At 63.9% G+C, this 24,273-nt stretch carries 23 protein-coding genes, 1 pseudogene and 1 riboswitch; of the genes and pseudogenes, 7 read left to right on the forward strand and 17 right to left on the reverse strand.

Annotated features, from left to right (window positions below):
- Window position 1 precedes the first annotated feature (1 nt).
- The 7 genes from KR227_RS04090 to KR227_RS04120 form a co-directional block, all read right to left on the reverse strand.
- Complete coding sequence (locus tag KR227_RS04090) at window positions 2-1,000, reverse strand: ABC transporter permease (protein ID WP_218363857.1); 999 nt, start codon at window positions 998-1,000, stop codon at window positions 2-4.
- Window positions 993-1,919, reverse strand: coding sequence for an ABC transporter permease (locus KR227_RS04095; protein WP_218363859.1), 927 nt, complete (start codon window positions 1,917-1,919; stop codon window positions 993-995). The genes KR227_RS04090 and KR227_RS04095 overlap by 8 nt, the downstream gene beginning before the upstream one ends.
- A 358-nt stretch (window positions 1,920-2,277) precedes the next feature.
- Window positions 2,278-3,861 carry an ABC transporter substrate-binding protein gene (locus KR227_RS04100; protein WP_218363861.1) on the reverse strand — a complete coding sequence of 528 codons (1,584 nt, stop codon included), beginning with the start codon at window positions 3,859-3,861 and terminating at the stop codon, window positions 2,278-2,280.
- A gap of 226 nt (window positions 3,862-4,087) precedes the next feature.
- Window positions 4,088-4,567, reverse strand: coding sequence for a hypothetical protein (locus KR227_RS04105; RefSeq protein WP_218363863.1), 480 nt, complete (start codon window positions 4,565-4,567; stop codon window positions 4,088-4,090).
- Window position 4,568: 1 nt separating this feature from the next.
- Entirely contained in the window at window positions 4,569-5,336 is a 768-nt protein-coding gene (locus KR227_RS04110) for an energy-coupling factor transporter transmembrane protein EcfT (RefSeq protein ID WP_218363865.1), read from the reverse strand.
- Window positions 5,333-6,820 (reverse strand): ABC transporter ATP-binding protein, encoded by a 1,488-nt coding sequence (locus KR227_RS04115; RefSeq protein WP_255549129.1) that lies wholly within the window; start codon window positions 6,818-6,820, stop codon window positions 5,333-5,335. The genes KR227_RS04110 and KR227_RS04115 overlap by 4 nt, the downstream gene beginning before the upstream one ends.
- Window positions 6,821-6,915: 95 nt before the next feature.
- A complete protein-coding gene (locus KR227_RS04120) occupies window positions 6,916-7,521 on the reverse strand; it encodes an ECF transporter S component (RefSeq protein ID WP_151549130.1) in 606 nt (201 codons plus the stop codon).
- Window positions 7,516-7,625: riboswitch (TPP riboswitch) on the reverse strand. (Overlaps the previous gene by 6 nt.)
- Window positions 7,626-7,799: 174 nt before the next feature.
- Here KR227_RS04120 and KR227_RS04125 point away from each other — a divergent pair.
- From KR227_RS04125 to KR227_RS04140, 4 genes are all read left to right on the forward strand, one after another.
- Window positions 7,800-8,711 carry a DUF808 domain-containing protein gene (locus tag KR227_RS04125; protein ID WP_218363867.1) on the forward strand — a complete coding sequence of 304 codons (912 nt, stop codon included), beginning with the start codon at window positions 7,800-7,802 and terminating at the stop codon, window positions 8,709-8,711.
- A gap of 400 nt (window positions 8,712-9,111) precedes the next feature.
- On the forward strand, window positions 9,112-10,761 hold the full coding sequence (locus KR227_RS04130; RefSeq protein WP_218363869.1) for a sodium-dependent transporter: 1,650 nt from the start codon (window positions 9,112-9,114) through the stop codon (window positions 10,759-10,761).
- Window positions 10,762-10,763: 2 nt separating this feature from the next.
- Complete coding sequence (metS, locus tag KR227_RS04135; protein ID WP_151529880.1) at window positions 10,764-10,931, forward strand: methionine/alanine import NSS transporter subunit MetS; 168 nt, start codon at window positions 10,764-10,766, stop codon at window positions 10,929-10,931.
- 219 nt (window positions 10,932-11,150) lie between these two features.
- The gene (locus KR227_RS04140; protein ID WP_218363871.1) at window positions 11,151-11,681 is read left to right on the forward strand and encodes a type 1 glutamine amidotransferase domain-containing protein; all 531 of its coding nucleotides are present in this window, start codon (window positions 11,151-11,153) and stop codon (window positions 11,679-11,681) included.
- 34 nt (window positions 11,682-11,715) lie between these two features.
- Here the strand turns inward: KR227_RS04140 and KR227_RS04145 are convergent, their stop codons facing one another.
- Window positions 11,716-12,378 carry an isochorismatase family protein gene (locus KR227_RS04145; protein ID WP_218363872.1) on the reverse strand — a complete coding sequence of 221 codons (663 nt, stop codon included), beginning with the start codon at window positions 12,376-12,378 and terminating at the stop codon, window positions 11,716-11,718.
- A gap of 132 nt (window positions 12,379-12,510) precedes the next feature.
- On the opposite strand from KR227_RS04145, the gene KR227_RS04150 reads away from it, so the two are divergent.
- From KR227_RS04150 to KR227_RS04160, 3 genes are all read left to right on the forward strand, one after another.
- Window positions 12,511-12,855 (forward strand): ArsR/SmtB family transcription factor, encoded by a 345-nt coding sequence (locus KR227_RS04150; protein ID WP_370625158.1) that lies wholly within the window; start codon window positions 12,511-12,513, stop codon window positions 12,853-12,855.
- A gap of 10 nt (window positions 12,856-12,865) precedes the next feature.
- Window positions 12,866-14,077 (forward strand): MFS transporter, encoded by a 1,212-nt coding sequence (locus KR227_RS04155; protein WP_218363874.1) that lies wholly within the window; start codon window positions 12,866-12,868, stop codon window positions 14,075-14,077.
- A 232-nt stretch (window positions 14,078-14,309) separates the two neighbouring features.
- Window positions 14,310-15,755, forward strand: coding sequence for an amidohydrolase (locus tag KR227_RS04160; protein ID WP_370625159.1), 1,446 nt, complete (start codon window positions 14,310-14,312; stop codon window positions 15,753-15,755).
- A gap of 254 nt (window positions 15,756-16,009) precedes the next feature.
- Here the strand turns inward: KR227_RS04160 and pyk are convergent.
- The 9 genes and pseudogenes from pyk to hisH all read right to left on the reverse strand — a co-directional run.
- Window positions 16,010-17,431 (reverse strand): annotated as a pseudogene (pyk, locus tag KR227_RS04165) (pyruvate kinase); the annotation flags it as partial.
- Window positions 17,432-17,840: 409 nt separating this feature from the next.
- Window positions 17,841-18,722, reverse strand: a complete 882-nt coding sequence (gene lgt / locus KR227_RS04170; protein WP_218364344.1) for a prolipoprotein diacylglyceryl transferase — start codon at window positions 18,720-18,722, stop codon at window positions 17,841-17,843.
- Between the two features lie 101 nt (window positions 18,723-18,823).
- Complete coding sequence (gene trpC, locus KR227_RS04175; protein WP_218363876.1) at window positions 18,824-19,633, reverse strand: indole-3-glycerol phosphate synthase TrpC; 810 nt, start codon at window positions 19,631-19,633, stop codon at window positions 18,824-18,826.
- A 162-nt stretch (window positions 19,634-19,795) separates the two neighbouring features.
- A complete protein-coding gene (locus tag KR227_RS04180) occupies window positions 19,796-20,515 on the reverse strand; it encodes a TIGR02234 family membrane protein (protein ID WP_370625160.1) in 720 nt (239 codons plus the stop codon).
- Window positions 20,512-20,910, reverse strand: coding sequence for a phosphoribosyl-AMP cyclohydrolase (hisI, locus tag KR227_RS04185; protein ID WP_218364348.1), 399 nt, complete (start codon window positions 20,908-20,910; stop codon window positions 20,512-20,514). Before hisI ends, KR227_RS04180 begins: the two co-directional genes overlap by 4 nt.
- The gene (gene hisF / locus KR227_RS04190) at window positions 20,900-21,742 is read right to left on the reverse strand and encodes an imidazole glycerol phosphate synthase subunit HisF (protein WP_218363877.1); all 843 of its coding nucleotides are present in this window, start codon (window positions 21,740-21,742) and stop codon (window positions 20,900-20,902) included. The genes hisI and hisF overlap by 11 nt, the downstream gene beginning before the upstream one ends.
- A gap of 186 nt (window positions 21,743-21,928) precedes the next feature.
- Window positions 21,929-22,765, reverse strand: a complete 837-nt coding sequence (locus tag KR227_RS04195) for an inositol monophosphatase (protein WP_218363878.1) — start codon at window positions 22,763-22,765, stop codon at window positions 21,929-21,931.
- A gap of 44 nt (window positions 22,766-22,809) precedes the next feature.
- The gene (gene priA, locus KR227_RS04200; protein ID WP_218363879.1) at window positions 22,810-23,550 is read right to left on the reverse strand and encodes a bifunctional 1-(5-phosphoribosyl)-5-((5-phosphoribosylamino)methylideneamino)imidazole-4-carboxamide isomerase/phosphoribosylanthranilate isomerase PriA; all 741 of its coding nucleotides are present in this window, start codon (window positions 23,548-23,550) and stop codon (window positions 22,810-22,812) included.
- 66 nt (window positions 23,551-23,616) lie between these two features.
- Entirely contained in the window at window positions 23,617-24,252 is a 636-nt protein-coding gene (gene hisH, locus KR227_RS04205; RefSeq protein WP_151530320.1) for an imidazole glycerol phosphate synthase subunit HisH, read from the reverse strand.
- Window positions 24,253-24,273 lie beyond the last annotated feature (21 nt).

Genomic DNA, 24,273 nt, shown 5'->3' on the forward strand with positions numbered 1-24,273 from the left:
ATTATCGCTTCCTTGCCTTCGGATCGAGGGCGTCGCGCACGACGTCACCCATCATGATGAAGCTGAGCACAGTCATTGCCAGCGCCACAGCCGGGTAGAAGAGCACCATCGGCTGGGTGCGCAGCGAGGCCTGGGCGCGCGAGATGTCGCCACCCCACGAGACCACCGTCGAGGGCAAACCGATACCCAGGAAGGACAGCGTGGCTTCGGCCACGATGAAGGTGCCCAGAGCCACGGTGGCGTAGACGATGATCGGCGCCGCCGCATTGGGCAGGATGTGGCTGAACAGGATCTTGGTGCGCGATGCGCCCAGGGCCCGAGCGGCGGTGACGAACTCTTCATTCTTCACGCTCATCACGGCACCGCGGGTGATGCGGGCGATCGAGGTCCAGCCGAAGAGGCCGAGCACCACGATCACGGTGAACACCGTGCGGTGATCCTTAAACATCTGCATCACCACGATGGCGGCCAGCACCAGCGGCAGCGCGAAGAAGACGTCGGTGATGCGAGAGAAGATGGAGTCCACGATGCCGCCGAGATAGCCGGCGGTGGCACCGATGAGCACGCCGAGCACCACGACGAAGATCGTGGTGAGCACGCCGACGAGCACCGAGGCACGCGCCCCGTAGATGGTGCGGGCGAAAATGTCACAGCCCTGGCGGTCGAAACCAAAGGGGTGACCATCAGTGGGCCCCTTGAGGGAGTTGGCCAGCTCGCAGGTCTGCGGATCCACGCTGGTAAACAACTGCGGGACCAAAGCGAGCACAATGGCGGCGAGCATGAGCACGGCCGAGGTCCAGAACAGCGGACGGCGACGCAGGTTCTGCCACGCCTCGCCCCAGAGGGAGGTCGGTGCGGACTCATCGGCCACCGCGTCGACAGCACCGAGGCCGGTTTCATCCACGGCGTCAACGAAGTGCTCTTGGCCCTTCTTCGTCTCAAAGGCGGGGCCCTGAAGGTTCTTCTCGGGGTTGAGGTGTGCGGGAGATGGTTTAGGCATAGCGAATCCTCGGATCGAGCACGGCGTAGATCAAATCCACGAGCAGGTTGGCCACAATATAGACGAGCACCAGCACGGTGGTGAAGGACACCACGGTGGCGGGCTCGCCCTTGAGGATGGCTTGGTAAATAGCACCGCCGACACCGTTGATACCGAAGATGCCCTCGGTCACGATGGCGCCACCCATGAGGGCACCAAGATCCGCGCCGAGGAAGGTGGCAACGGGAATCAAAGAATTGCGCAACACGTGACGGTTCATCACCGTGCTGCCCTTCAGGCCCTTGGCGCGGGCGGTCCGCACATAGTCGGCGGTGAGGTTCTCACTCACCGACTGCCGGGTCAGGCGCAGCACATAGGCGAAGGACACCGCGCCCAGCACGATCGCAGGCATGAGCAGCGCCTCGAAGGACTCATTGGGGCCGACCGTGGTGGGCAATAGTCCCCACTTCACGCCCACCATGAATTGCAGCACGAAGCCGATCACGAAGGTGGGCACGGCAATCACGAGCAGAGACAGCACCAGCACGGTGGAGTCGAAAATGCCACCGCGGCGGATACCGGCGACCACGCCGAAGAGAATGCCGAAGAGGGTCTCGAAGGCCAGTGCCATGAAGGCGAGCTTGATGGTCACGGGGAAGGCATTGGCCATCACCGAGGACACAGGCTGACCGGAGAAGGTGGTGCCGAAGTCAAGAGTAAAGATGCCCTTGATGTAGAGCAGGTATTGGACGAGGAAGGGTTTATCCAGGTTGTACTCTTCCCTGATGCGTTGAGCCGCGGATTCGGATAGTCCACGGTCACCACCCAGGGCTTGCACAGGATCACCCGGCATGAGGAATACGAGCGCATAGATCAGCAGAGTCGCTCCGATGAACACCGGAATCATCTGCAGAACGCGGCGCCCCACATAGCGCAGCATAGGCGAGGACTTTCTAGGTTAGGTAGCGCGGTTGACGCGTCGATCCTCCCGCAAGCCACCACCGCTGGCCGATCCGATTGTCCTGTGATGCACGGAGAGCTCGGGGGCGCAGTGAGACTAGCGAGACTATCGCTTTAAATTACCAAAGCTTCACACATACCAGCACCCCTGGCCGCTGCGGATGACACCGTACGAGCGTTGAGAACTGTGATTATTCAGAGCGCAACGTCCTTTCGGAGACTCATCCCAGGCCGCCAGGGGTGCTGGGGATCAAAAGCGAACACTGCGCCCGGCAGTGCCGCCCCGCCCGTGGGTACACGAGCCGGGCCACACCGCCGCAGGCGCAGGCGAGAACAGATTACTTCTTGGTGATCTGCTCGTAGACGGGGACGGACTTCCAGTTGAAGACCACGTTCTCCACGGTGTCGGCGCTGCCGCCGGTGACGTTGGAGTACCACAGCGGGATCGCGGGCAGATCCTCAAGCAGGATCTCCTGGGCCTCGTTGTAGAGCGGGGTGGCTTCCTTCACAGACTCGGCGCCGGCAGCCTCATCGAGCTTGGCGTCGAAGTCCTTGTTGGAGTAGTCACCATCATTGGAGCTGGCGCCGGTGGCGTACAACGGCCCCAGGAAGTTACCCAGGCCCGGGTAGTCAGCCTGCCAGCCGGTACGGAAGGCAGTGGTGATCTCGCGGTTGGTCACCTCATCGCGCAGGGACTTGAAGTCCGGGTAGGGCTTGCCCTGAGCGTTGATGCCGAGCACGTTCTTCAGGGAGTTGGCGGTCGCATCCACCCATGCTTGGTGGCCACCATCGGCGTTATAGGCGATCTCGAAGGTGCCCTCGAAAGGAGCGATCTCATCGGCCTCGGCCCACAGTTCCTTGGCGCGGTCCGGGTTGAAGTTCAGCACCTCTTCGCCCTTGAGATCGGGGTCATAGCCGTCGATCACCGGGGAGGTGAAGTCCTTCGCCGGGGTGCGGGTGCCGAGGAAGATCTTGTCGGTGATCTCATCGCGGTTCACCGCCATCGAGATGGCTTCACGACGCAGCTTGCCCTCCTCACCGTTGAAGTGCTCCAGGCTCTCCGGGATGGTGAAGGACTGGAACACGGCGGCGGGCTGGTTCACCGCGCGGTCGCCGAGCTCTTCCTCATAGGTGGAGAAGGCGGAATCCGGCACGGCATCCAGGACATCGAGGTTGCCGGAGAGAAGATCGGCGTACGCGGCGTCCTGCTGCGGGTAGAAGGTGAAGCGCACGCCGTCGTTCTTCGCGGCACGCTCACCGTCGTAATACTCGTTCGGGACGATGAGGGCGTCCTGCTGGTGGTTCCACTCTTCGAGCTTGTAGGGGCCGGAGCCCACCGGGGACTCGCCGAAGGCGTCCATGTCCTCGAAGGCGACGTCGGGAAGCGGGAAGAAGGCGGAGTAGCCAAGGCGCAGCGGGAAGTCAGACTCGGGCTGCTGCAGCTCGATGGTGAAGGTGTAGTCGTCCTCTACCTTCAGTCCCTCCATCTCGGAGGCGCCATCCTCGTAGCCCATGATGGGCTCGAAGAAGTAGGCGGAGAGCTGCTCGTTCTCCATGGCATAGTTCCAGGCCTTCACAAAGTTCTCGGCCTTGATCTCGGTGCCATCGGAGAACTTCTTGCCCTCCTTGAGCTTCACGCGATAGGTCTTATCGCCCTCCAACTCGATGGAGTCAGCGAGATCGTTATGAACCTCACCCTCGGTGTCGTAGTACACGAGACCGGTATTAATGAGGTCAATAATGCGGCCGCCACCGGTCTCATTGGTGTTAGCCGGAATCAGTGGGTTCTGTGGCTCGGATCCGTTGGCGCGGATGTAGTCAGCTCCGCTGCCCCCGCCAGAACCGTTATCATCCGAGCACGCAGCGAGGCCCAAGGTGAGCGACGCAGCGCCAAGGATGGCCAGCGACTTCTTTAGCGTCATGGCGTTAGTTCTCCCATTCGAGGTAGGTCATGCATATGGTGATGTCATCGGGTAATGACGATCGCCTTTGCGGCACGTCACATCTTAGTTTGCCTGAGAACTAAACACGAAAAACTCTTAGCTCACTGTGTGCTGCAGCTCAGCTACCTGAACCTTCACCCCTTGTAGGGGGCCGGAAAATATTTCTATAGGTCCCCAGAAAGCCCCCTCGCGCGGGGGTAATTAGCTAGGGTGCGCGGGAAAAGTCCACATCCTGCCACGGCAGCACGGAAAGAATATGCCGATCCTCCTGTGCCGCCCACATATCCCAATAGGCCGCATAGCCCGGATCGCGTTCAAGCGCCCGCCGCTTGCGCTCCGCAGCGTCGAGATCGAGGAAGATCGTGGCCACCAGACCGCGCGCCCGGGCGGCCGCGACAGTGGCGGGGGTGATGGCCCCGCAGCCTTCCACAATCAGCGGCGCGCCGGCCGAGAGGCTCCGCCACTGCCCTGCCCGCCCCTGCTCCCAGTCCCAGCGGTAGTATCCCGGCGCGATGGGTGCCAACACATCCTTGGCGACGATCTCACCGGCGGCGGCCAGCCCATGCCAACCCGGATAGAGATCATCGAGGTGCACTAGCTGGGCGCCGCTGCAGTCGGCCAACCATCGCGCCAGGGTGGTTTTGCCCGCCCCGGAGCGGCCGTCGATAAGCACAGTGCGTGGCATCTTAAGCCCCGAGGAAACGGAAGGCGCCGCTGGCGATAGACACCCCGAGCGCCACGAAGGAAATGGCCAGGCAGGCGAGCAGTACTGCGTAGTCACGGCCAGACATGGTCGATTCCCGCGCCCACGTGCGCTCGTGATCGCTGCCGAAACCGCGGGCCTCCATGGCGGTGGCGAGCTTGGAGCCGCGGCGCAACGCCAAGACGAGCAGGGCGAAGATCTGCCCGAAGAAACGGGTGACGCGGCCGCGGTCGCCGAGCCCGCGCGAGCGGCGCGCCCGCTCAAGGGCCCGCCAGTCGCGTTGGAACAGACTCATTAACCGCACCCCAGCCACGGAACCGATGACGAAGCGGGCAGGCAGCTTGAGCACCTGGGCCAGACCATCACCGAAATCGGTGGGATCGACTTTGTAGGAGACGAGCACCACGGGCAGGCCGATGGCGAGCACGCGCAGCATGATCGCGAGCGCCAGCTCGAGGGAATTATCCGTGATGTGGGCGAAGAGGAAACTGGCGTATTCGGTGCCTTCGGGCCGGCCATAGAGGGCCATGGAGATACCCGAAATGGGCGTGACGGCCAGAATCGGCCAGCCGCGGCGAGCCAGCTGCAGCCACGACATTCCGCACAGCGGCGTCACCGCGAGGGTGCAGAGCAGCGCCACCCCGGCCGATACCCAATCCACGCTGATGAGCAGTGGTGTCGTGAGAAAGAGCACGCCCAGCAGCCGGGTGACGGGATTCGTGCCACGGAGGACGTTTACGCGTGCGCTCATGCTGCCCCCTCCCCCGCCTGGGGTGTGGGGGCGTGCTTATCCACGTGGATGCGGTGATCCCCTAGCGCGTCGATAAAGAGCTGATCGTGGGTGATGGAGGCGATCGCCACGCCCTCATCGGCCAGCTCGCGGATTAGCTGCACCAATTCGGTGAAGGTGCGCCGGTCTTGGCCAAAGGTGGGCTCATCCAGCAGCAAGACCTGTGGGGCGGCAACCAGCGCCGTCGCCACAGACAAGCGGCGTTTTTGCCCGCCGGACAGAGTAAAAGGATTGGCCTCGGCGAGGTGGGCGAGCCGCAGCCGCTCTAAAAGCTCATCCACGCGGGGATGCTCCTTCAGATGCTTATTGCCGCTAATTACGCGCGGGCCCACGAGCAGCTCCTCGCGCACGGTGCGGGCGACAAATTGATGCTCGGGGTCCTGAAACACGTAGCCCAAGGTTTGGGCCAAAGCGACAGAGCGCAAGCGGTGCGGATCGACGCTGCGCTGCGGTGTGTGCACCCGCACGCTCCCGCGCACGGGCCGGAGCAGGCCGGCGACGCTGAGCGCCAGCGTCGATTTACCGGCGCCATTATCGCCGGTAATCACGGTGGAATGCCCGGCGGGAATGCTGAGGTTCAGCGGCCCCGCCACCGGCTGGTTCTTCTGCCACCCCACCATAAGATCCGTGGCGGATAGTGCTGCATTGGCGTTCGTCGGCACGGTGTGGGCGGCGGGTAGGTCGAGCTCCACCCCGGGAACCCACACTCCCTGCTCCGCCAGTTCGGAACCATGCTCGGCGATGACGGTGTCGATGGGCCCATCGGCGGCGATATCGCCCGCAGCGCCCACGACCACCGTGCGATCGAGGTGCTGCTGCCAGATGTCTACCCGGTGTTCCACCACGATGAGTGTCGCCCCGGTGCGCTCGGCAACGGCGATCACCGCATCGCGGACCTCGCGCACCCCGGTGGGATCGAGGTTGGCGGTGGGCTCGTCGAGCACAATCACCCGCGCGCCCATCGCGATCACCCCGGCCAAGGCGAGGCGCTGTTTTTGCCCGCCAGATAGCTCTGCGGTGGGATGATCCAGCGGCAGATGCAGCCCCACCAGCTCGAGTGCCTCGGGTACTCGCCGCCAGATCTCCGCGCGCTCCACACCGAGGTTCTCGCAGCCAAAGGCGACATCATCGCCCACGCGCGAGCTGATGACCTGCGAGTCGGGGTCTTGGAGCACCATTCCCACGAGGCCACGGGCCTGCTCGGGCGAGCGCCCCGCAACAGTGATGCTGCCGTGCTCATCGCCCTCATCCTCGCCGCCCAGCACGCCGGCGATGGCGTGCAGCAGCGTGGACTTGCCCGCTCCGGACTGCCCTAAAACGAGCACCCGCTCACCCTGCTCGATCTGCAGATTAATGGAGCGCAGAGTCGGGTTTTTTCGGCCTCCGTGCCGCCAGGAATAGTCCCGCACATGCACGGGGGCAGCGGCGTCGCTGAACTGCGACAGACCGTGTGAGTGCTTCACTATGGGCCACTTTCCTTGAGATTCTCGCCGTGGGCGGCGACGCACCCACGCGCTGCGGCGGATGCGGTTCGGGCAGCTTAGACTTCAGCGCGGTGTTCGCGGCCTACCGCGAAACGATCCAAGGCGCCAGCCGCTGCGAGCGCCCGCACCAGCACATAGCCGAGCAGACCCGCCAGGAAGAGACCGGAGACGATCAGGGTGGAAAGGTAGGTGATATTAAAGAGCAGCGACTTGGCGTAGTTGGCGCTGAGCACCAGCTCCAGCAAGAATGCCCCAACTGCGGCGCCGGCACCGGCCAGCATGGCCACGACGGGAGTGAAGCGTCGATAAGCAAAAATGAGGAAGATCAGCTCTGCGCCGATTCCCTGCGCCAGACCGGAGTACAGGGTCTCCGGGCCCCACTGGCTACCCAAGGTGGCAGAGACGGCGGCGGCGAGCAGCTCCACGAAAATCGCGGCGCCGGGCTTGCGAATCACCAGCCCGCCAAGAACGCCGCCGAGCAGCCACACGCCCACGGCGATACCGCCCAAACCAGGGGTGAGTGCGTCTGCGGCGGTGTACCAGGCATAGCCCACCGAATTCCAGATCCAGAAAATCAGACCGGTCGCCACACCCAATACGGCGGCCACCACGATGTCGACGACGCGCCACCGCGAGGCGGTGCGCTGGGTTGATGATGTCATGAAAAAGTACCCTCCCTCTCGCCGGAATTACCCGGATCAGGTTCACACGGTGTGTTCTCAGCCCCAGCGCGGCCTATGGCGCGCGGGCACCCGCGGTAATGTCAGTATTTAGTATGCTTAGGCAACGGCGCGACTCCCACACAGATAAACGCACAGGCCAAGGCTGGTCCATGCACACTGTGGAGTGGCAGCGCCGGTACACGGCTCTTGCAACACTAGCGGGGCTAGTGCACCCTAAGCAACCGCTCTTTTTCCCCGTATCTAGTTAGGACCTCTTCATGGCCGGTGGGCTTGCAGCGCTTCTCGACGACGTCTCCCTTCTTGCTCGGGCCGCCGCCGCGAATATTGACGATGTGGCTCTCCACGCGGCCAAGACCTCTACCAAGGCCGCCGGCGTGGTGGTCGATGATGCGGCTGTGACCCCGAAGTTCGTCGCCGGAGTCTCGCCCTCGCGCGAGCTGCCCATGATCTTCCGGATCGCCCGGGGCTCGCTCTTTAATAAGCTCATTGTGATCCTGCCGCTGGCGCTGCTATTGAGCTGGCTGGTGCCCTGGCTACTCAACCCGATCCTGATGGTCGGCGGTGCCTTTCTCTGCTTCGAAGGCATGGAGAAGGTAGTCGAGCTGGTCACCGGCGCGGAAGGCAAACAGACCCCGGCCTCCGCCAATAAGTCGGTGGATGAGGACCAGCTGGTCAAAAGCGCCATCGCCACCGATCTCATTTTGAGCGCGGAGATCATGGTGATCTCCCTCAACCAGGTGGCCCACCTGACCTTCGGGGTGCGCACCGCGGTGCTCGTGGTGGTGGCCATGGGCCTGACCGCGCTGGTCTATGGCGCGGTGGCGCTGCTGGTGAAGATGGATGATGTGGGGCTCAAGCTCGCCGCCTCCGATAACTCCGGCGCCGCCACCTTCGGCCGCGGACTGGTCGCCGCTATGCCGAAGGTGCTGGCCGCGATCAGCGTGATCGGCACCTTCGCCATGCTCTGGGTCGGCGGGCACATTATCGTCCACGGTGCCGCCGAGCTGGGATGGCGTGGCCCCGAGGACCTGATGCATTCCCTCTCCCACGGCCACTACAGCTTCCTCGGCTGGTTGATTAATACCGGCTACTCGCTCGTGGTCGGTGCGATCATCGGCAGCATTCTGGCCACGGCCGTGCACTTCTCGCCGCTGAAGCGCAACCACTAACGCAACCACTACGACTTCACTACAACTTGGGCGGGGTATATCTCCGCAGGCGCCGCACTGGGGTGAGTCTCCGCTGCGGCGCCTTTATTGATGGGCATTACTATATAAGACCCCTATTTTTCTGCTCTTTGCTCCCGCAACCCGAGATTCGCAGCGCGCAGCAGCACTCTGCGCGACCCTCGCTACCCCCAGATGAGCGTAGCCGCGAGCCCTCGACAGGCCTCCTAGCTGGGAAACCCCGCCTTTCTTAGATTTTCCTGAAATTCTATAGAGGCTGTTCTTATATCCGTACCGACTCTGTTATTGTGAGACCAAGTTTCCCACCATGTGAAACTTTCTTTGAGAGCGAGGTGCGCGGCACACTGCGGCGCATCGGAATCAGTAGAAAAGAGACCGAGACATGTCTACCTCCACGAGCACCGCAGGTAGCGCCGAGGTCGCCCAGAGCCGCGAAACATTCTCCTCGCGGCAGGCGTTCCTCTTCGCTGCCATCGGCTCCGCTGTGGGCCTAGGAAACATCTGGCGCTTCCCTTATGTTGCCTATCAGTCCGGCGGTGGCGCCTTCCTCATCCCCTATATCGTCGCCTTGATCACTGCGGGTATCCCGCTGCTGTTCTTCGACTTCGCCGTGGGCCACCGCTTCCGCGGCTCGGCACCGAAGGCATTTCGTCGCCTGAAGTCCTGGACCGAGCCGGTCGGCTGGTTCCAGGTGGGTGTGTCCTTCTTCATCACCATCTACTACTCGGTGATTATTGCGTGGGCCGCGATCTACGCGTTTAGCTCTATCGGCAAGTCCTGGGGCGATAATGCGGAGGAATACTTCTTCAACGACTTCCTGCAGATCGACGCCACCTCCATCAACAGCCTGAACTTCGTGTGGCCGATCGCCATCGTCCTCGCCGTCGTGTGGGTACTGGTCCTCGCCGTGCTGGCTCTGGGCGTGGATAAGGGCATTGGCCGCCTGTCCACCTGGGCGATCCCAGTGCTGGCCGTGATGTTCATCGGCATGGTGATCTACGCGCTCACCCTGCCCGGCGCCGCCGCCGGCCTGAACGCCTTCTTTACTCCCGATTGGTCGGCACTGAGCAACCCGACGGTGTGGATCTCCGCCTATGGCCAGATCTTCTTCTCGCTCTCGGTGGCCTTCGGCATCATGCTCACCTACTCCTCCTACCTGAAGCCGCGCTCCAACCTCACCGGCACTGGCCTGGTGGCCGCCTTCGCCAACTCCTCCTTCGAGGTGCTGGCCGGTATCGGCGTGTTCGCCACCTTGGGCTTCATGGCAACCCAAGCGGGCGTGGGCGTGGACGAGGTCACCTCCTCCGGCCCGGGCCTGGCCTTCGTGGCCTTCCCCACCGTTATCTCGGAAATGGGTGGGCTCTGGGGCTCGGTCTTCGGCGTCGTGTTCTTCGCCTGCCTCGTGATCGCCGGTATCACCTCTCTGCAGTCCCTGCTCGAGGTGGTCATCGGCGCCTTCCAGGACAAGTTCGACCTTCCCCGCGTGCAGGCTGTGCTGCTGGTGGGCGGTTCCATGGCCGTGATCGCCATGATCTTCTTCCCCACCACCTCTGGTCTGGTCACCCTCGACATCGTGGATAAGTTCACCAACAACATCGGTATTGTCGCCGTCGCTATCGCCGCGATCATCGTGGTGGACTGGATTCTGCACCGCACCGATGAGCTGGCACTGCACCTCAATGCGGTCTCCTCTTTCCGCGTGGGCAACACTTGGCGCATCTTCGTCGCCAATATCACCCCCGTGGTGCTGGCGATCATCCTCTTCCAGGAGATCACCACCCTGATTGCCGAACCCTATGAGGGCTACTCCCCCGCCCAGCTGGGCATCTACGGCTGGGGCGTGATCGGCGTGATCTTCATCGGTTCGATGGCGCTGACCATCCTGCCGTGGCGCGGCAACCAGGCCCTCGATGGCCCGCCCGGTTCGGACTTCGGTGTGGATGTCGATCATTCCCTCGGCTTCCGCGGCATCGGCGACGATGGCCCCGAGGCCACCCTCCACAAGACCGCCGACACCAAGGAGGCGCACTAATCATGACCGGTACCGCAATCATCATGATGGCCCTGTTCATCCTCGTCATCTGGGGCGGGCTGGTGTACTTCAGCGTGCAGCTGATGAAGCACCCCGATGAAACCTCCGGCTTCCTCGGCGCTGACCCCAAGGCAGACGATGACATCCTGCTGAAGCTAGAAAAGAAATAAGCCGGCACCGACCTCGTGCTCAGGCCCATCAACCCGCGTGCTTCTCGACGTTGCGCGCGGGTTGAGTGCATTATCCCCCACGGCGCTGCACTGCTGGCCGCTGCGCGCCTCAAGACACGCGCCCGGTGGCGACGACGGTGGCACAAACGGCACGGCCCGCCCTATTCTGGGCCGCACACTGCAAAAGCCGAAAAATTAATGTGAAAGGACGTGGACGTCGTGTCCGATCTGAAGTCTGTGACCGTCGCCGTTGTAGCCACTCATGGTTTTGATGATGATGAGCTCTCCAGCCCCATCGCCGCCATCACCGAAGCCGGTGGGCGGGCGCTCGTAGTCTCCACCGAGGCCGGTGAGATCGAGGGCAAGAAGGGCTCCACCGTGGCGGTGGATGTCACCACCGAAAAGGCGGATGCCGCTGATTTTGATTGCCTGCTCTTGCCCGGTGGAACCAAAAACGCCGATACCATCCGCACCGATGCCCACGCCGTCGCACTCGTGAAAAACATGGTGGAGGCCGGCAAACCAGTGGGCGTGATCTGCCACGGTGGCTGGATTCTCAGCGACGCCGATGTGCTGCGCGGCCGGACCATCACCTCCTACCACTCGATGAAGACCGACCTCATCAACGCGGGGGCCACCTGGGTTGATCGCGAGGTCTGTGTCGATGGCGCACTGATCTCCTCGCGCACCCCTGCCGATTTGCCCGCCTTCAACGAGGAGATCCTGCGCGCCTTCGCCGCCGCGCACTAAGCCCCCTCGCCCCTGGCTGCTGCCTAGTTACGGGCTAGACCAGCAGCAGCTGGCCACCCTGGGCGCGGATCTCACGCAACGCCTCCAGCGAGCTCTGCTCTGCCACCCCTGCGGTTAAAGGCACGAGAAGCCGCACGGCGAAGCCCGCTGCAAGGCCATCGAGACAGGTGGCGCGCACGCAATAGTCCGTGGCGATGCCGGCAACATCGAGGGTTGTCACCCCGTGTTCCCGCAGCGCCTCGGCGAGGCTCGTGCCATGCGGGGTGGCTCCTTCGAATCCCGAATACGCCGCAGTGTATTCGCCTTTGCTGACGTCAATGCGTATCTGCTCGGGGGCGGCCGCTGCGGCATTATCGAGCGCCCGCAGCGCCTGGGGATGTAATTCCGCTCCTTTAGTGCCGGCCACGCAGTGCTGCGGCCAGCTCTCGGCAAAATCGGGCTCCTCCGCAAAGTGGGCACCGGGATCGATGTGCCAATCGCGCGTGACCGCGCACACCGCATAGTTGCGGGCATGGGCGGCGCAGAACTCCGCCGTCGCCGCCAGGGCGTGGGCACCGCCCTCCACCCCGAGAGCGCCCCCTTCAACAAAGTCGTTTTGCCCGTCCACGAGGACAAAAGCGGCACGATCCTGTGGGGCCGAATAACTCGTGGCGTCAATACCAGCAGCGCGTAGTGTCTGAAGTGTGAGTGTAGTCATATCTACTACTCTAGGCCTACCCGCCTTCCACCCTTGACCACGCGCAGCAGGCAACCCTATTATCTTCATATGCACGAAGATAAGAAGCTAAGGAATGGATCACCTAAACGCGTCCCGAGTGATCACGTGCACGTGCCTGCCATCACCGAGAGCGGCTCCTTGGAACTCGCCGCCGCCGAAGTGCTCAAACTGCTCGCCGACCCCACGCGCATTCGCATCATCCTCACCCTGGGGAAAGCCGAAGAGATGAGCGTGAACGAGATTTCGGCCACCGTCGCTAAGCGTCCCGCGACCGTCTCCCAGCATCTCGCCAAAATGCGCCTGGCGCGGATGGTCACCACCCGCCACCAGGGCACCAGCGTCTACTACTCGCTGACCGATGAGCACGCCATCCAGCTGATCAGCGAGGCTATGAACCAGGCTGAGCACGCCGTGAGCGCCGAGGCGCTCTCCCGCACCCACACCCACGACAACTAAAGGCACCGTCATGCTTTCTGTTCTTCGCAATCACCGCTACGCTCGGCTTTTCGGGGCCCAAGTTATTGCTCTTGTGGGCACCGGATTGCTCACCGTTGCCCTGGGCCTACTCGCCTTCGATATCGCCGGCAGCCAAGCCGGCAGCGTGCTGGGCACCGCGCTGAGCATCAAGATTATTGCCTATGTGCTGCTCTCCCCCGTGGCCACCACGCTGCTCGCGGGGTGGAATCCCAAGGTAGTGCTGGTTTCGGCGGATGTGGTGCGCGGCCTCATTGCCTGCGGCCTGCCCTTTGTCACCGAGACATGGCAAATCTATATCCTCATCTTTATCCTGCAGGCCGCCTCGGCCACCTTCACCCCGACCTTCCAGGCCCTCATCCCCGATGTGCTGCCCGATGAAGAGGACTACACGCAGGCGCTGTCCCTGTCTCGGCTGGCCTACGATTTAGAGTCGGTGCTTTCGCCGCTTCTCGCCGCCGCGCTGCTGGCCGTGATGAGCTATCACCTGCTCTTCCTCGGCACGATCATCGGCTTTGCCTGCTCCGCAGCGCTCATTCTCAGCACCCACATCGAGGAGTATCGCCGCACCCTCGAGATCGACCGCACCGAATCCATCTTCCGCCGCCCCCTCGCCGGGGCCCGTATCTTCCGGCGCACCCCAGAACTGCGCGGCGTGGCCTGGTCGAATCTCACCGTGGCCGCAGTCGGGGCCATGGTCATCATCAACACCGTGGTGGTGGTGCGCGATCAACTGCAGCGGCCGGAGTCCGATCTCGGTATCTTGCTCGCCTTCTTCGGCGCCGGCTCGATGTTTATTGCTCTCGTGCTGCCGCGGCTGCTGCACTACGCAGTAGACACCACGGTCATGGTCCTGGGCGCCATCAGCGCGCCGCTGCTCCTCGCGGCGGTTGCGCTCGCCCTCCACGGTTCGGCCGCGTGGTGGTTGATGTGTCTGCTCTGGGCCCTGCTCGGCGCAAGCGCCGCGCTCATTGCCACCCCGAGTTCGCGGCTGCTGCGCCGCCACAGCACCGTCGATAACCGCACCGCCGTGTTCGCCACCCAGTTCAGCGCGTCCCACGCCTGCTATCTGCTTACCTACCCGGCCGCAGGTTTCATCGGCAGCCTCGTCAGCCTCTCGGCTGCGGCCTGGACGCTGGGCGTGCTCGGCGTGATGGGAGCAGCGGGAACCGCCCTGTGGTTCGCCCGCGCCAAGCGTAGCTAGCTGGCGCATTCCCCACCCCCTATCGCTTGGCTAGGAGCCATAGGGGGTGCATAACCCCTTGTGCCGCGCTGCCTGCGCCTCTAGGGTTGATGGCACTATACCTTCTTTTCCCATAGTTGCCCCCTCGGGGCTTTTTGCTTGCCCCACCACCGTCCGCGGCGGACGGCGAGCGAGGGAAAAGGGGGCGAGAACACCCAGTGCACGCAACCTGTGAAAGGAACCTAGTACCCCCGTGAATGACACCACAGCCGCCTCGGCGCATGCGCGCGATAAGAGCCGGACTATCAAGAACATTATTGATAATCACGGGGTGAAACTCGACTGGCAGAAAGCCTTCTACCAGGACATGCACGCCAATCCGGAGCTCTCCGGATTTGAGGTGGAAACCGCCCGTAAGATCGCCGCGCACCTGCGCAACTTCGACTGCGAGGTACACACCGGCATCGGCGGCCACGGCATCGTGGCTATTTTCCGCAATGGCGATGGCCCCACCGCGCTATTCCGCGCCGACTTCGATGCGCTGCCGGTGAAGGAAACCTCCGGCGCCATTTACGCCTCCACCCGCACGCGGGTGCGTGAGTCTGGGGTGGAAACCCCGATCATGCACGCCTGCGGGCACGACATGCACACCACCGCCCTGCTCGGCGCCTGCGCCGTCATGGACTCTACCCGCGATAGCTGGTCCGGTACCTTCGTGGCGCTCTTCCAGCCGGCTGAAGAGATCTCGGTGGGCGCGGCGGCGATGGTCAATGATGGCCTCGCCGATATCATCCCGAAGCCCGATGTGTGCTTTGGCCAGCACGTGATCGCCGGTCCCGCCGGCCGCATCCTGTCCCGCCCCGGAGCGGCACTTGCGGCATGCGACACCATCACCATCAAGCTCTACGGCAAGTCCGCGCACGGTTCGATGCCGCACAACTCCATCGACCCCACCTACCTAGCGTCGATGATCGTGGTACGCCTGCAGGGCATCGTCGGACGCGAGATCAACCCCAATGACTTCGCTGTGATCACCGTCGGCTCCCTGATTTCCGGGCACACCAATAACACCGTGCCGGGCGAAGCCACCTTGGTGCTCAACTGTCGCTTCTACGACAACGAGGTCAAGCGCAAGACCTACCAGGCCATTAAGCGCGTGGTACACGGCGAATGCCAGGCCTCCGGGTGCGAGCGCGCCCCCGAGTTCCGTTTCTCCAATCACGGCGAACTCACCGAGAATGACCCCGTGGTGTATTCGCATGTGCGCTATACCTTCGACGAGGTCTTCGGCGAGGAGAGCGTGGACGCCAAACGCTGGACTGCCTCGGAGGATTTCACCAATATCCCCCGCGCCTTCGGCGCCCCCTACTTCTTCTGGCTGGTGGGTATCACTCCCCGCGAGCAGTGGGAGAAGGCGCTCGCCGAGGACACTATCGAGGACATTCCCGTCAATCACGCCGGCGACTTCCTCCCGGATTATGAGCCTTCTGTGGAGGCCTCCACCAAGGCCGCGCTGTGTGCCGTGCTCACCTACTTGGTAGACGATAAATCCGAGGCCACCATTCAGCGCCCGGACGAGGCGAATCTGCCGAAGAATCTCCCCTCCGATCCCACCGAGGTGCGCTCAGAGGCCGTGGTGGAATCCGCGAACCTCCCCGACGCCGAGGCCGCACACCGCGCCCACGAGCTGCGGAAGTAACACCATCGGCCACCGCCCCTGTTGAGACGGGGGCCGCAGACGTCACAGACCACCGATCCCCACTCCTGTCATGGGAGAGGATCGGTGGTCTGTGTTATGTAGTGCGGTAGTAACCGCAGCCAGCCGCCCTAGTGCCAGCCGGGGCGGACACTTACGGCAGGCGCAGGCTACTTCGCGGTCGAGCTCGTCGTGCCGGTGCTGGTGGCGGTGGAGGGGGTCTCCGATACCAGGGTGGCGTCGCTCTCGCTCTCACGCTTGGTGGAGCGGGTGTTATCGCCGAGCAGGTGCACCTGGATCATGTTGGTGTTACCGGGGATTCCGGGAGGAGTACCGGCAACAACCACCATCACATCATCGCGGTCGTACTCGCTCATCGACAGCAGCGCCTCGTCGACGGCCACCATCATCTCATCGGTGTCGTGGACGGTTTCGGTCAGGAAGGTCTCCGCACCCCAGGACAATGCCAGCTGCGAACGCACGGCCGGGTCGGGGGTGAAGACCAACAGCGGCAGCGGGCAGCGCAGGCGAGCCAGGCGCTTCGCGGTATCGCCGGAGGTGGTGAAGGCCACCAGAGCCTTGGCGTTCAGACGCTGGGCGATATCGCGGGCCGAGTAGGTGATCACGCCACGCTTGGTGCGCGGAACGTGCGTCAGCTGCGGCACATCGCCGTCCTTTTCCGCGACCCGCACGATGCGGGACATGGTGCGCACCACGTTGTGCGGATCCACACCAACGGAGGTTTCACCGGAGAGCATGACGGCATCCGCACCATCCAGCACGGCGTTGGCCACGTCGGAGGCCTCGGCGCGGGTCGGGCGGGAGTTTTCGATCATGGAATCCAGCATCTGGGTAGCCACGATCACCGGCTTAGCGTTTTCGCGTGCGATCTGGATGGCGCGCTTCTGAACCAGCGGCACCTCCTCCAGCGGCACCTCCACGCCGAGGTCACCACGGGCAACCATGATGGCGTCGAAGGCCAGCACCACGGACTCGAGAGCCTCAACAGCCTCGGGCTTTTCCAGCTTGGCGATGACGGGGACGCGGCGGCCCTCCTCATCCATGACCTTGTGCACGAGCTCGACGTCGGCCGGGGAGCGCACGAAGGACAGGGCGATGAAGTCCACGCCCAGGTTCAGCGCGAAGCGCAGGTCCTTGATGTCTTTCTCGGACAGGGCCGGCACGGAGATATCCATACCGGGCAGGGAGACACCCTTGTTGTTGGACACTGGGCCACCTTCGGTGACCTCGCAGACGACGTCGTTGCCATCGACCTCGATGCAGACGAGGCCGACCTTGCCGTCATCGACCAGCAGGCGGTCACCCGGCTTGGCGTCATTGGCCAGGTTCTTGTAGGTGGTGGACACGCGGTCGTGGGTGCCCTGCACATCGTCCACAGTGATGCGGACGGTTTCGCCGGTCTCCCACATAGTGGAGCCGTCGATGAAACGGCCGAGGCGGATCTTGGGGCCCTGCAGGTCGGCGAGGATGCCGACAGCGTGACCAGTCTTATCGGTGGCCTCACGGACCCAGCGATAGTTCTGTTCATGGTCGGAGTGATCACCGTGCGAGAAATTCAGGCGAGCCACGTCCATGCCAGATTTGACGAGCTCAAGAATGCCCTCCTCACTAGCAACGGCGGGACCGAGGGTACATACGATTTTCGTTCTCCTATTCACGCTTCCCCACTGTAGTGCTCCTAGCGCAATCCGGCTACACACGCCGCTGTGGAGAAAGCGCTGGAAGACGCACTAACAGCCCCGCTGAAGCCCACACCGCCCTGTTGTTTTATCCACAGAAATGTCCACAAAACCACACAAATGCAGGTCAAACAGGCACAAAACCACATTGTGATCTGGGTCCATGCCGCCCCGTGATGTGCGAGATGTGGCCACAGCCACCCTCTCTGGCGAAGTTGATCACACTGGCACGCACCACCGCCTACACCGTCGCCGCACCGTCATCGCACTGCCGCCTACAGCACCACCGCACCACCGCCGCAGGCGAACACAGCCGAGACATAAAACCGCACCCACCATGTGGTGAGTGCGGTCTCTGTGCTCTCGGCTAGGTGGCCCTGCTGGCGCCTCAGAGCGTGCTCTGTGGGGACTCCACCGCAGCGGTCTGGGTCTGCGCGGCGTCGCGGTGGCGTTGCCGCGCCCGCATCATGATGAAGACGAGCACTGCGGCGAGGAACACCACAGCGGAGACAACGGTATTGACCCGCAGGCCAAAGATATGGGTGGCCGCATCCGAGCGCATCAGCTCGATGACGAAGCGGCCTGCGGTATAGCCGGCCACATAGAGTGCGAATACCTGGCCGCCGCGCAGCGAGAAGCGCTTATCTGCCCACAGCAATAGGGCGAAGATGATGAGGTTCCACAGCAGCTCGTAGAGGAACGTCGGGTGCACGGTGGCCAGCACCTCGCCGGTGGAGCGGCCCGTGACCGGCGCGAGCATGCCAGTGGCGTCGACGCGCTCATAGATCTCCAGCGCCCAGGGCACATCGGTGGGATAGCCATAGAGCTCTTGGTTGAACCAATTGCCGAGGCGGCCGATGGCCTGGGCCAGGATGATGCCGGGTGCGACGGCGTCGGCAAAGGGGGCGAGCGGGATTTTCTTCATGCGGAAATACACCGCCACGGCGATGGTGCCGAGGGCAATTGCGCCCCAAATGCCCAGTCCGCCATTGGTGATTTTCAGCGCGTCGATGGGAGAACAGCTCTCGCAGAAGTACTTATCGTGATCGGTGATCACGTGATAGACGCGGCCGCCGATGATGCCGCTGGGCACGGCAACGAGTGCCGCATCATAGACGACCTCCCCATCGCCGCCGCGATCCTGGTAGCGCTTTTTGGTCAGCAGCAGCGCCGCCACGATGCCGGCAATAATGCAGAGCGCATAGGCGCGCACGGGAATGGGGCCGAGCTGCCATACGCCCTGCGGTGGGGAGGGGATGGCGCGGGTCAGCCCCGCGCTTAGGCGGCCGAGGTCGCCCGCGAAAAGCGCAGACGGCAAGCCGGCGGAAATAAACTGGTCTAGCACCGTGTGGGATCTCGCTTCGTGAGTTGCTAGCGGGTGGAGGGACACGCCGGATGCTGTCCGGCTGCCACCAGTTTACGACACAGCCCCGCTGGGTCCTCATGGGTGACCAAGGAGGTAGAAATGATCACCGCATCCGCGCCCCAGCCGGCGTAGGTCATCAGCTGCTGCGGGGTATCGACGCCCGACATGGCGATGCGCACCACCCCGCTGGGCAGGCCGGGGGCGATCTCAGAAAAGGCGGTGGGATTGAGCTCGAAGGTATCCATGGACCGGGCATTCACCCCGATGAGCGTGGCCCCGGCCTGCACCGCCCGGCTTGCTTCTTCGCGGGTGTTGACCTCGACCAACGCGGTCATGCCCAGGGATTCGATGCGATCGAGCAGCGCCTCCAGCCGGTGCTGATCCAAGATGGCGGCAATCAACGGCACCACGTCGGCGCCGAAGTAGCGGGCCTCGTGGATCTGGTAGGGGTCAATGATGAAGTCCTTGGCCATCACCGGCACATCCACTGCTTGTTTCACCGCGCGCACATCACGCAGATCGCCGTTGAAGCGGCGGCGCTCGGTCTGGCAGGAAATGATGCGCGCCCCCTCGCGCTCAAACTGCTGGGCCAAGAGCGCGGGGTGTTCGATGGCGGCGAGCTCGCCCTTATTGGGCACGGCACGCTTCAGCTCGGCAATAATGGAGCATCCCGGTTGGGAGAGGGCGGCGCGGGCGTCTCGCGGCTTCGGCGCCGAGAAGGACAGCCTTTTGATCTCTTTAAAGGGCAGGTGGTGCTCGCGCGCCTTCACGTCCTCGCTGACGCCAGCGAGAATGCGCTCGATCTCCGAAACCATGCCGTGTCCTTCGAGTGTGTCCGGCGGCTGTGGTGGCCTGTATAAGAATCGCACCACCGCCCTAGAATTAACTCTTTTAGGCTATAGCCTGCCACGGGCTATCCCTAAATTACCCCTATTTTCCCAGTTCACGGCACCTCTATACGGAGTTATGCAGAGAGCTTAAGAGGTGGATGTGGTGCCTGCGCCCTTGTCCTCGTCGGTGGTGTCCGGGGCCTCGGTGGGATCAATATCTTCATCGAGGGCATCCCACATCACGCGCCCGGAATCGGGGGATTCCCGCAGATCCTCGCCAAGTTTTTCGCGCCGCGCCGCCCGCTTTTCGTATTTATTCGACGCCGCGCGCGCCTGCCCTGGCTGCAGCAGCAACAACACGCCACCGAAGACCGCGCTGGCGCAGGCCACCAGCGCCAATGCGGGACCAAGGGTGGAGCTATCAACGGCTTGGATGCTGGCCCACTCGGTGAGTGTCTGTACTTGCTGGGAGGTGCCGGCCGCGGAGGCTCCCGCATCGTGGGAGTCCGCGAGCAGCAGCGCCCGCGCCCGCGAGGGGTCCGGCTCGCCTCCCAGCACGCTGAGCGGGGCATAGCCGCCGACTACCCCAGCCACAGCCACCACGCCACCAATGACGCGGCGCACGAGGGGACGCAAGACCGCCGCCGCTACTACCGAGGCGAGAAAGAGCAGGGCGATGGCGGCCAGCTCGGTCGACCAGGTGGCGCCGAGGATCTCGAAGGAGGCTGCGCCGGATTTATCGTCGAAGCTCTCGACGCTCACCCACACCATGCGGGTGGATACCCACGCCACCACGGCGCCCAAGGCAATCGCCCCTAAGGCCATCCAGTACTTGGCGGGGCGCTGGGCTGTGCTGCGCGAGCTCACTGCTGTTCTCCTTCTGCATCCTCGAGCGCGCAGCCGAAGCTGAGCTCACGGTCATCGAAGCAGGTACGGCTACCGGTGTGGCAGGCGGCGCCGGTCTGGTGCACGCGCATCAAGAGGGTATCGCCATCGCAATCCGCGGCCAGCGAGACCACTTTTTGCACATGCCCGCTGGTGAGCCCCTTGATCCAGTACTCCTGACGGGAGCGGGAATAGTAGGTGCCGCGACGCGAGGCCAAGGTATAGGCCAGCGCGTGCGCGTCCATCCACGCCATCATCAATACTTCCTCGCCGCGTTCCTCCTGCACCACCACGGGAACGAGGCCATCGGCATTAAAGCGCACCTGGGCGGCGACGGCGGGGTCCAGCTCATAATCGGCGGGATTGCTACTTGGCATCATCGTCCTCCTCGGCGGCAGCGGGCTGCACGGCCGGGGCGACGCCGCCGTCCCGGCTGGTGCGCACCTCCAGGTTGGCGTCGATAAGCGCCTGCTTGCAGGAGGCAATGCTGACTTCTTGGAAATGGAAAATGCTGGCCGCGAGCACCGCATCGGCGCCGGCCTCAATGGCGGGCGGGAAATGTTCGGCGCTACCGGCGCCACCGGAGGCAATCACGGGCACGGACACGGCATCGCGGACGAGGCGGATCAATTCGGTATCGAAGCCGGCCTTGGTGCCATCGCCATCCATGGAATTCAGCAGGATCTCCCCTACCCCGCGGCGCTCTGCCTCGCGGGCCCACTCGATAGCGTCGATCTCGGCTGAGCGCGTGCCGCCATGCGTAGTCACCTCAAACCCGCTGGGCTGCGGGGTGCCACCGGCGGGCACGCGGCGGGCATCGAGGCTGAGGACCACGCATTGGGAACCAAAGGTTTCCGCCAATTCGGTGAGCAGCTCGGGCCGGGCAATCGCGGCGGTATTCACGCTCACCTTGTCCGCCCCGGCGCGCAGCAGCTGGTCCACATCCTCCACGCTGCGCACCCCGCCACCAACGGTGAGGGGGATGAACACTTGATCCGCGGTGCGGCGCACCACATCGAGCATGGTGCCGCGGCCGGCGGTCGAGGCGGACACGTCGAGGAAGGTGAGTTCGTCTGCTCCCTCGGCGTCATAGCGGGCCGCGAGTTCCACGGGGTCGCCGGCATCGCGCAGCCCCTGAAAGTTCACGCCTTTTACTACGCGCCCTTGGTCCACATCCAGACACGGAATCACTCGCACTGCTACGCCCACGGTTGTTCGTCCTTACCCACGATTGTTGTTCACGATTACAGAGTTTTTGACTGTAGTTGAATTCTCGTTATCAGTCTCCCACGCACCGGCCGGTACACCGCGTACGGGGTGGGGGCTTATCGACGCCATCCTCCAGCCACGAGCAGCTGCGGCCCGCCGGCTGCACCCGGCTGCCTTGATGCGCCCCTAGCCGGCCTGCCGGATGACGTCCATGACCACCTCGTGGATCTCCGGGGTGGCGGCCACCATGCCGATGCCCCCAGGCCGCCACGGCGTGCCGCCCAGATCGGTGACCACATTGCCCGCCGCGGTGTTGAGCACATAGCCGGCGGCGTTGTCCCAGGGGTGGGGGCTAAAGCTCACGGCCCCGCCGAAGCGGCCGAGGGCGGTATAGGCGAGATCCACGCCTACCGAGCCGCTGATGCGCAGCCGCGGGAAACGGGTGATGAGCTCACCGAGCAGGGCGTGGCGCAACGTTGTGGGGAAGCGGGAATCGCGGGGCGAGACAATGGAGCCGAACCCGAATTGGGTGATCGAGCGCACGTGCTCTGCCGGCTGCGGCGCCACCACCCCGTTGAGATACACCCCCGAGTGGGTCGTGGCGGAGAGCAGCTCACCGGTGGCGGGCAGCGCGGTCAGGCCCACCACGGCCTGCCCGCCGACGATGAGGCTGACCAGGATCGCGCACTGCGGGTTGCCGGCGGAGTAGTTGGAGGTGCCGTCGATGGGGTCGATCACCCATTGCGGTCCGGGGGTCGTGGCGGCTGCTGCGTAGTCGCGCACCGCGCCAAATTCTTCCCCGGCACAGGCGATACCGGTGTGGGCGAGAAGTTCCTCGCTGAGCGTGCGCTCGAGCTGCAAGTCCACGGCGGTGGCGAAGTCCCCCGGCGCCTTTGTGACGGCAGGCGGGGAGCCGAGCCCGCCGCGAAAGACCGGCAGCAGCGGCTGCAGGATGCCTTCCGCGGTGCAGCGCAGCTGCTCGAGCTGCTGGGCGTCATAGTCCGTCTGGGGTGTCTGCGCCATGGTGGTCTCCGCCCAATCCTGATGTGTCGGTGCCGTGCTCGTCGCTAGTCCAGCGCGTCCACGGCGGCCTGCACCTCGGCGAGGCTAAAGCGGTGTTCGTAGAGGGCCTTGCCGATGATCACCGAGTCGATACCCTCGGCGCGGTGCTGGGCCACGGCCAGCACATCCTCGATGCTGGAGATGCCGCCGGAGGCGACGATGCGGGCATCGGTAGCAGCCGCCACATCGCGCAGCAGGTCAATATTCGGCCCGGTCAAGGTGCCGTCCTTGGATACATCGGTGACGACGAAGCGGCTACAGCCGGCGGCGTCGAAACGCTCGAGAACCTCCCACAGATCGCCGCCATCGGAGACCCAGCCATTGCCGCGGGTGCGCCACTCGCCATCGATGTGTTTGACATCCAGCCCGATCGCTACCGCCTCGCCATAGCGCTCGAGCACCGCCTCAGCCCAGTCTGGGTTTTCCAGCGCCGCGGTACCGATATTCACCCGCGCGGCACCGGTGCCGAGGGCGCGCTCGAGCGAGGCATCGTCGCGGATACCGCCGGTGAGCTCCACCTTGATGTCGAGCTCCCGAATCACCTCTGCCATGAGCTCGTGATTGGAGCCGCGCTTGAAGGCGGCGTCGAGGTCCACAAAGTGCAGCCACTCGGCGCCCTGCTCCTGCCAGGTGCGGGCCGCCTCGAGCGGGCTGCCATAGCTTTTCTCTGTCCCAGCCTCGCCCTGGTGCAGGCGCACGGCCTGGGAATCTACAACGTCGACGGCGGGAATGAGAGTAAAACTCATGACGATCAAGGATCCTTCACGTGAGAAGAGTCGGTGGCCGCTACTCGGGCCCGGGCGGGGATTAGCTTAGAGCGTAGCAATCCAATTGCGCAGCAGCTCGGCGCCGCTGTCGCCGGATTTCTCGGGGTGGAACTGGGTGGCCCACAGCGGGCCGTTTTCGACGGCGGCAAGAATGCGATCGCCACCGTGCTCGCTCCAGGCGAGCTTTGGGGGCAGGAAGGGCTCTTCTACCTGCATCTCCCAGGAACGCACGCCATAGGAGTGCACAAAGTAGAAACGCTCCGCGGGGTCAATGCCGTCAAACATGCGCATGCCGGCATCGGCCTCGACGGTGTTCCAGCCCATATGCGGCAATACATCCGCCTCGAGCCTTTCCACCGTGCCCGGCCACTCCCCCAGCCCCGCGGCATCCACGCCATGTTCGACGCCGCGAGCAAACATCACCTGCATGCCGACGCAAATACCCAGCACGGGCCGGCTCCCGGCGAGACGCTCCCCGATCAAACGCGGCCCCTGCACCTTTTTCAGCCCCTCCATGCAGGCGGCATAGGCACCGACCCCGGGAACGAGCAGGCCGTCGGCGGCGAGCACCTCGCGCGGATCGTGGGTCACCAGCGTGGTCACGCCGTGGCGTTCAATTGCTCGGTGCGCCGAGCGCAGGTTTCCGGCGCCATAGTCCAGAATGGCCACTGTTGTTGTCATGAGGTTGTCTCCACCTTGTTT

Source organism: Corynebacterium sp. TAE3-ERU30, assembly GCF_019209925.1.
Taxonomy (GTDB): Bacteria; Actinomycetota; Actinomycetes; order Mycobacteriales; family Mycobacteriaceae; genus Corynebacterium; species Corynebacterium megadyptis.

Coding starts and splice junctions, on each gene's coding strand:
- metS (WP_151529880.1), top strand. CDS start 10,764: ATGACCGGTACCGCAATCATCATGATGGCCCTGTTCATCCTCGTCATC.
- priA (WP_218363879.1), bottom strand. CDS start 23,550: ATGAGTTTTACTCTCATTCCCGCCGTCGACGTTGTAGATTCCCAGGCC.
- KR227_RS04095 (WP_218363859.1), bottom strand. CDS start 1,919: ATGCTGCGCTATGTGGGGCGCCGCGTTCTGCAGATGATTCCGGTGTTC.
- KR227_RS04090 (WP_218363857.1), bottom strand. CDS start 1,000: ATGCCTAAACCATCTCCCGCACACCTCAACCCCGAGAAGAACCTTCAG.
- KR227_RS04110 (WP_218363865.1), bottom strand. CDS start 5,336: ATGAGCGCACGCGTAAACGTCCTCCGTGGCACGAATCCCGTCACCCGG.
- KR227_RS04195 (WP_218363878.1), bottom strand. CDS start 22,765: ATGGCGCAGACACCCCAGACGGACTATGACGCCCAGCAGCTCGAGCAG.
- KR227_RS04105 (WP_218363863.1), bottom strand. CDS start 4,567: ATGCCACGCACTGTGCTTATCGACGGCCGCTCCGGGGCGGGCAAAACC.
- KR227_RS04125 (WP_218363867.1), top strand. CDS start 7,800: ATGGCCGGTGGGCTTGCAGCGCTTCTCGACGACGTCTCCCTTCTTGCT.
- trpC (WP_218363876.1), bottom strand. CDS start 19,633: ATGGTTTCGGAGATCGAGCGCATTCTCGCTGGCGTCAGCGAGGACGTG.
- KR227_RS04155 (WP_218363874.1), top strand. CDS start 12,866: ATGCTTTCTGTTCTTCGCAATCACCGCTACGCTCGGCTTTTCGGGGCC.
- KR227_RS04145 (WP_218363872.1), bottom strand. CDS start 12,378: ATGACTACACTCACACTTCAGACACTACGCGCTGCTGGTATTGACGCC.
- KR227_RS04120 (WP_151549130.1), bottom strand. CDS start 7,521: ATGACATCATCAACCCAGCGCACCGCCTCGCGGTGGCGCGTCGTCGAC.
- KR227_RS04100 (WP_218363861.1), bottom strand. CDS start 3,861: ATGACGCTAAAGAAGTCGCTGGCCATCCTTGGCGCTGCGTCGCTCACC.
- KR227_RS04130 (WP_218363869.1), top strand. CDS start 9,112: ATGTCTACCTCCACGAGCACCGCAGGTAGCGCCGAGGTCGCCCAGAGC.
- hisI (WP_218364348.1), bottom strand. CDS start 20,910: ATGCCAAGTAGCAATCCCGCCGATTATGAGCTGGACCCCGCCGTCGCC.
- hisH (WP_151530320.1), bottom strand. CDS start 24,252: ATGACAACAACAGTGGCCATTCTGGACTATGGCGCCGGAAACCTGCGC.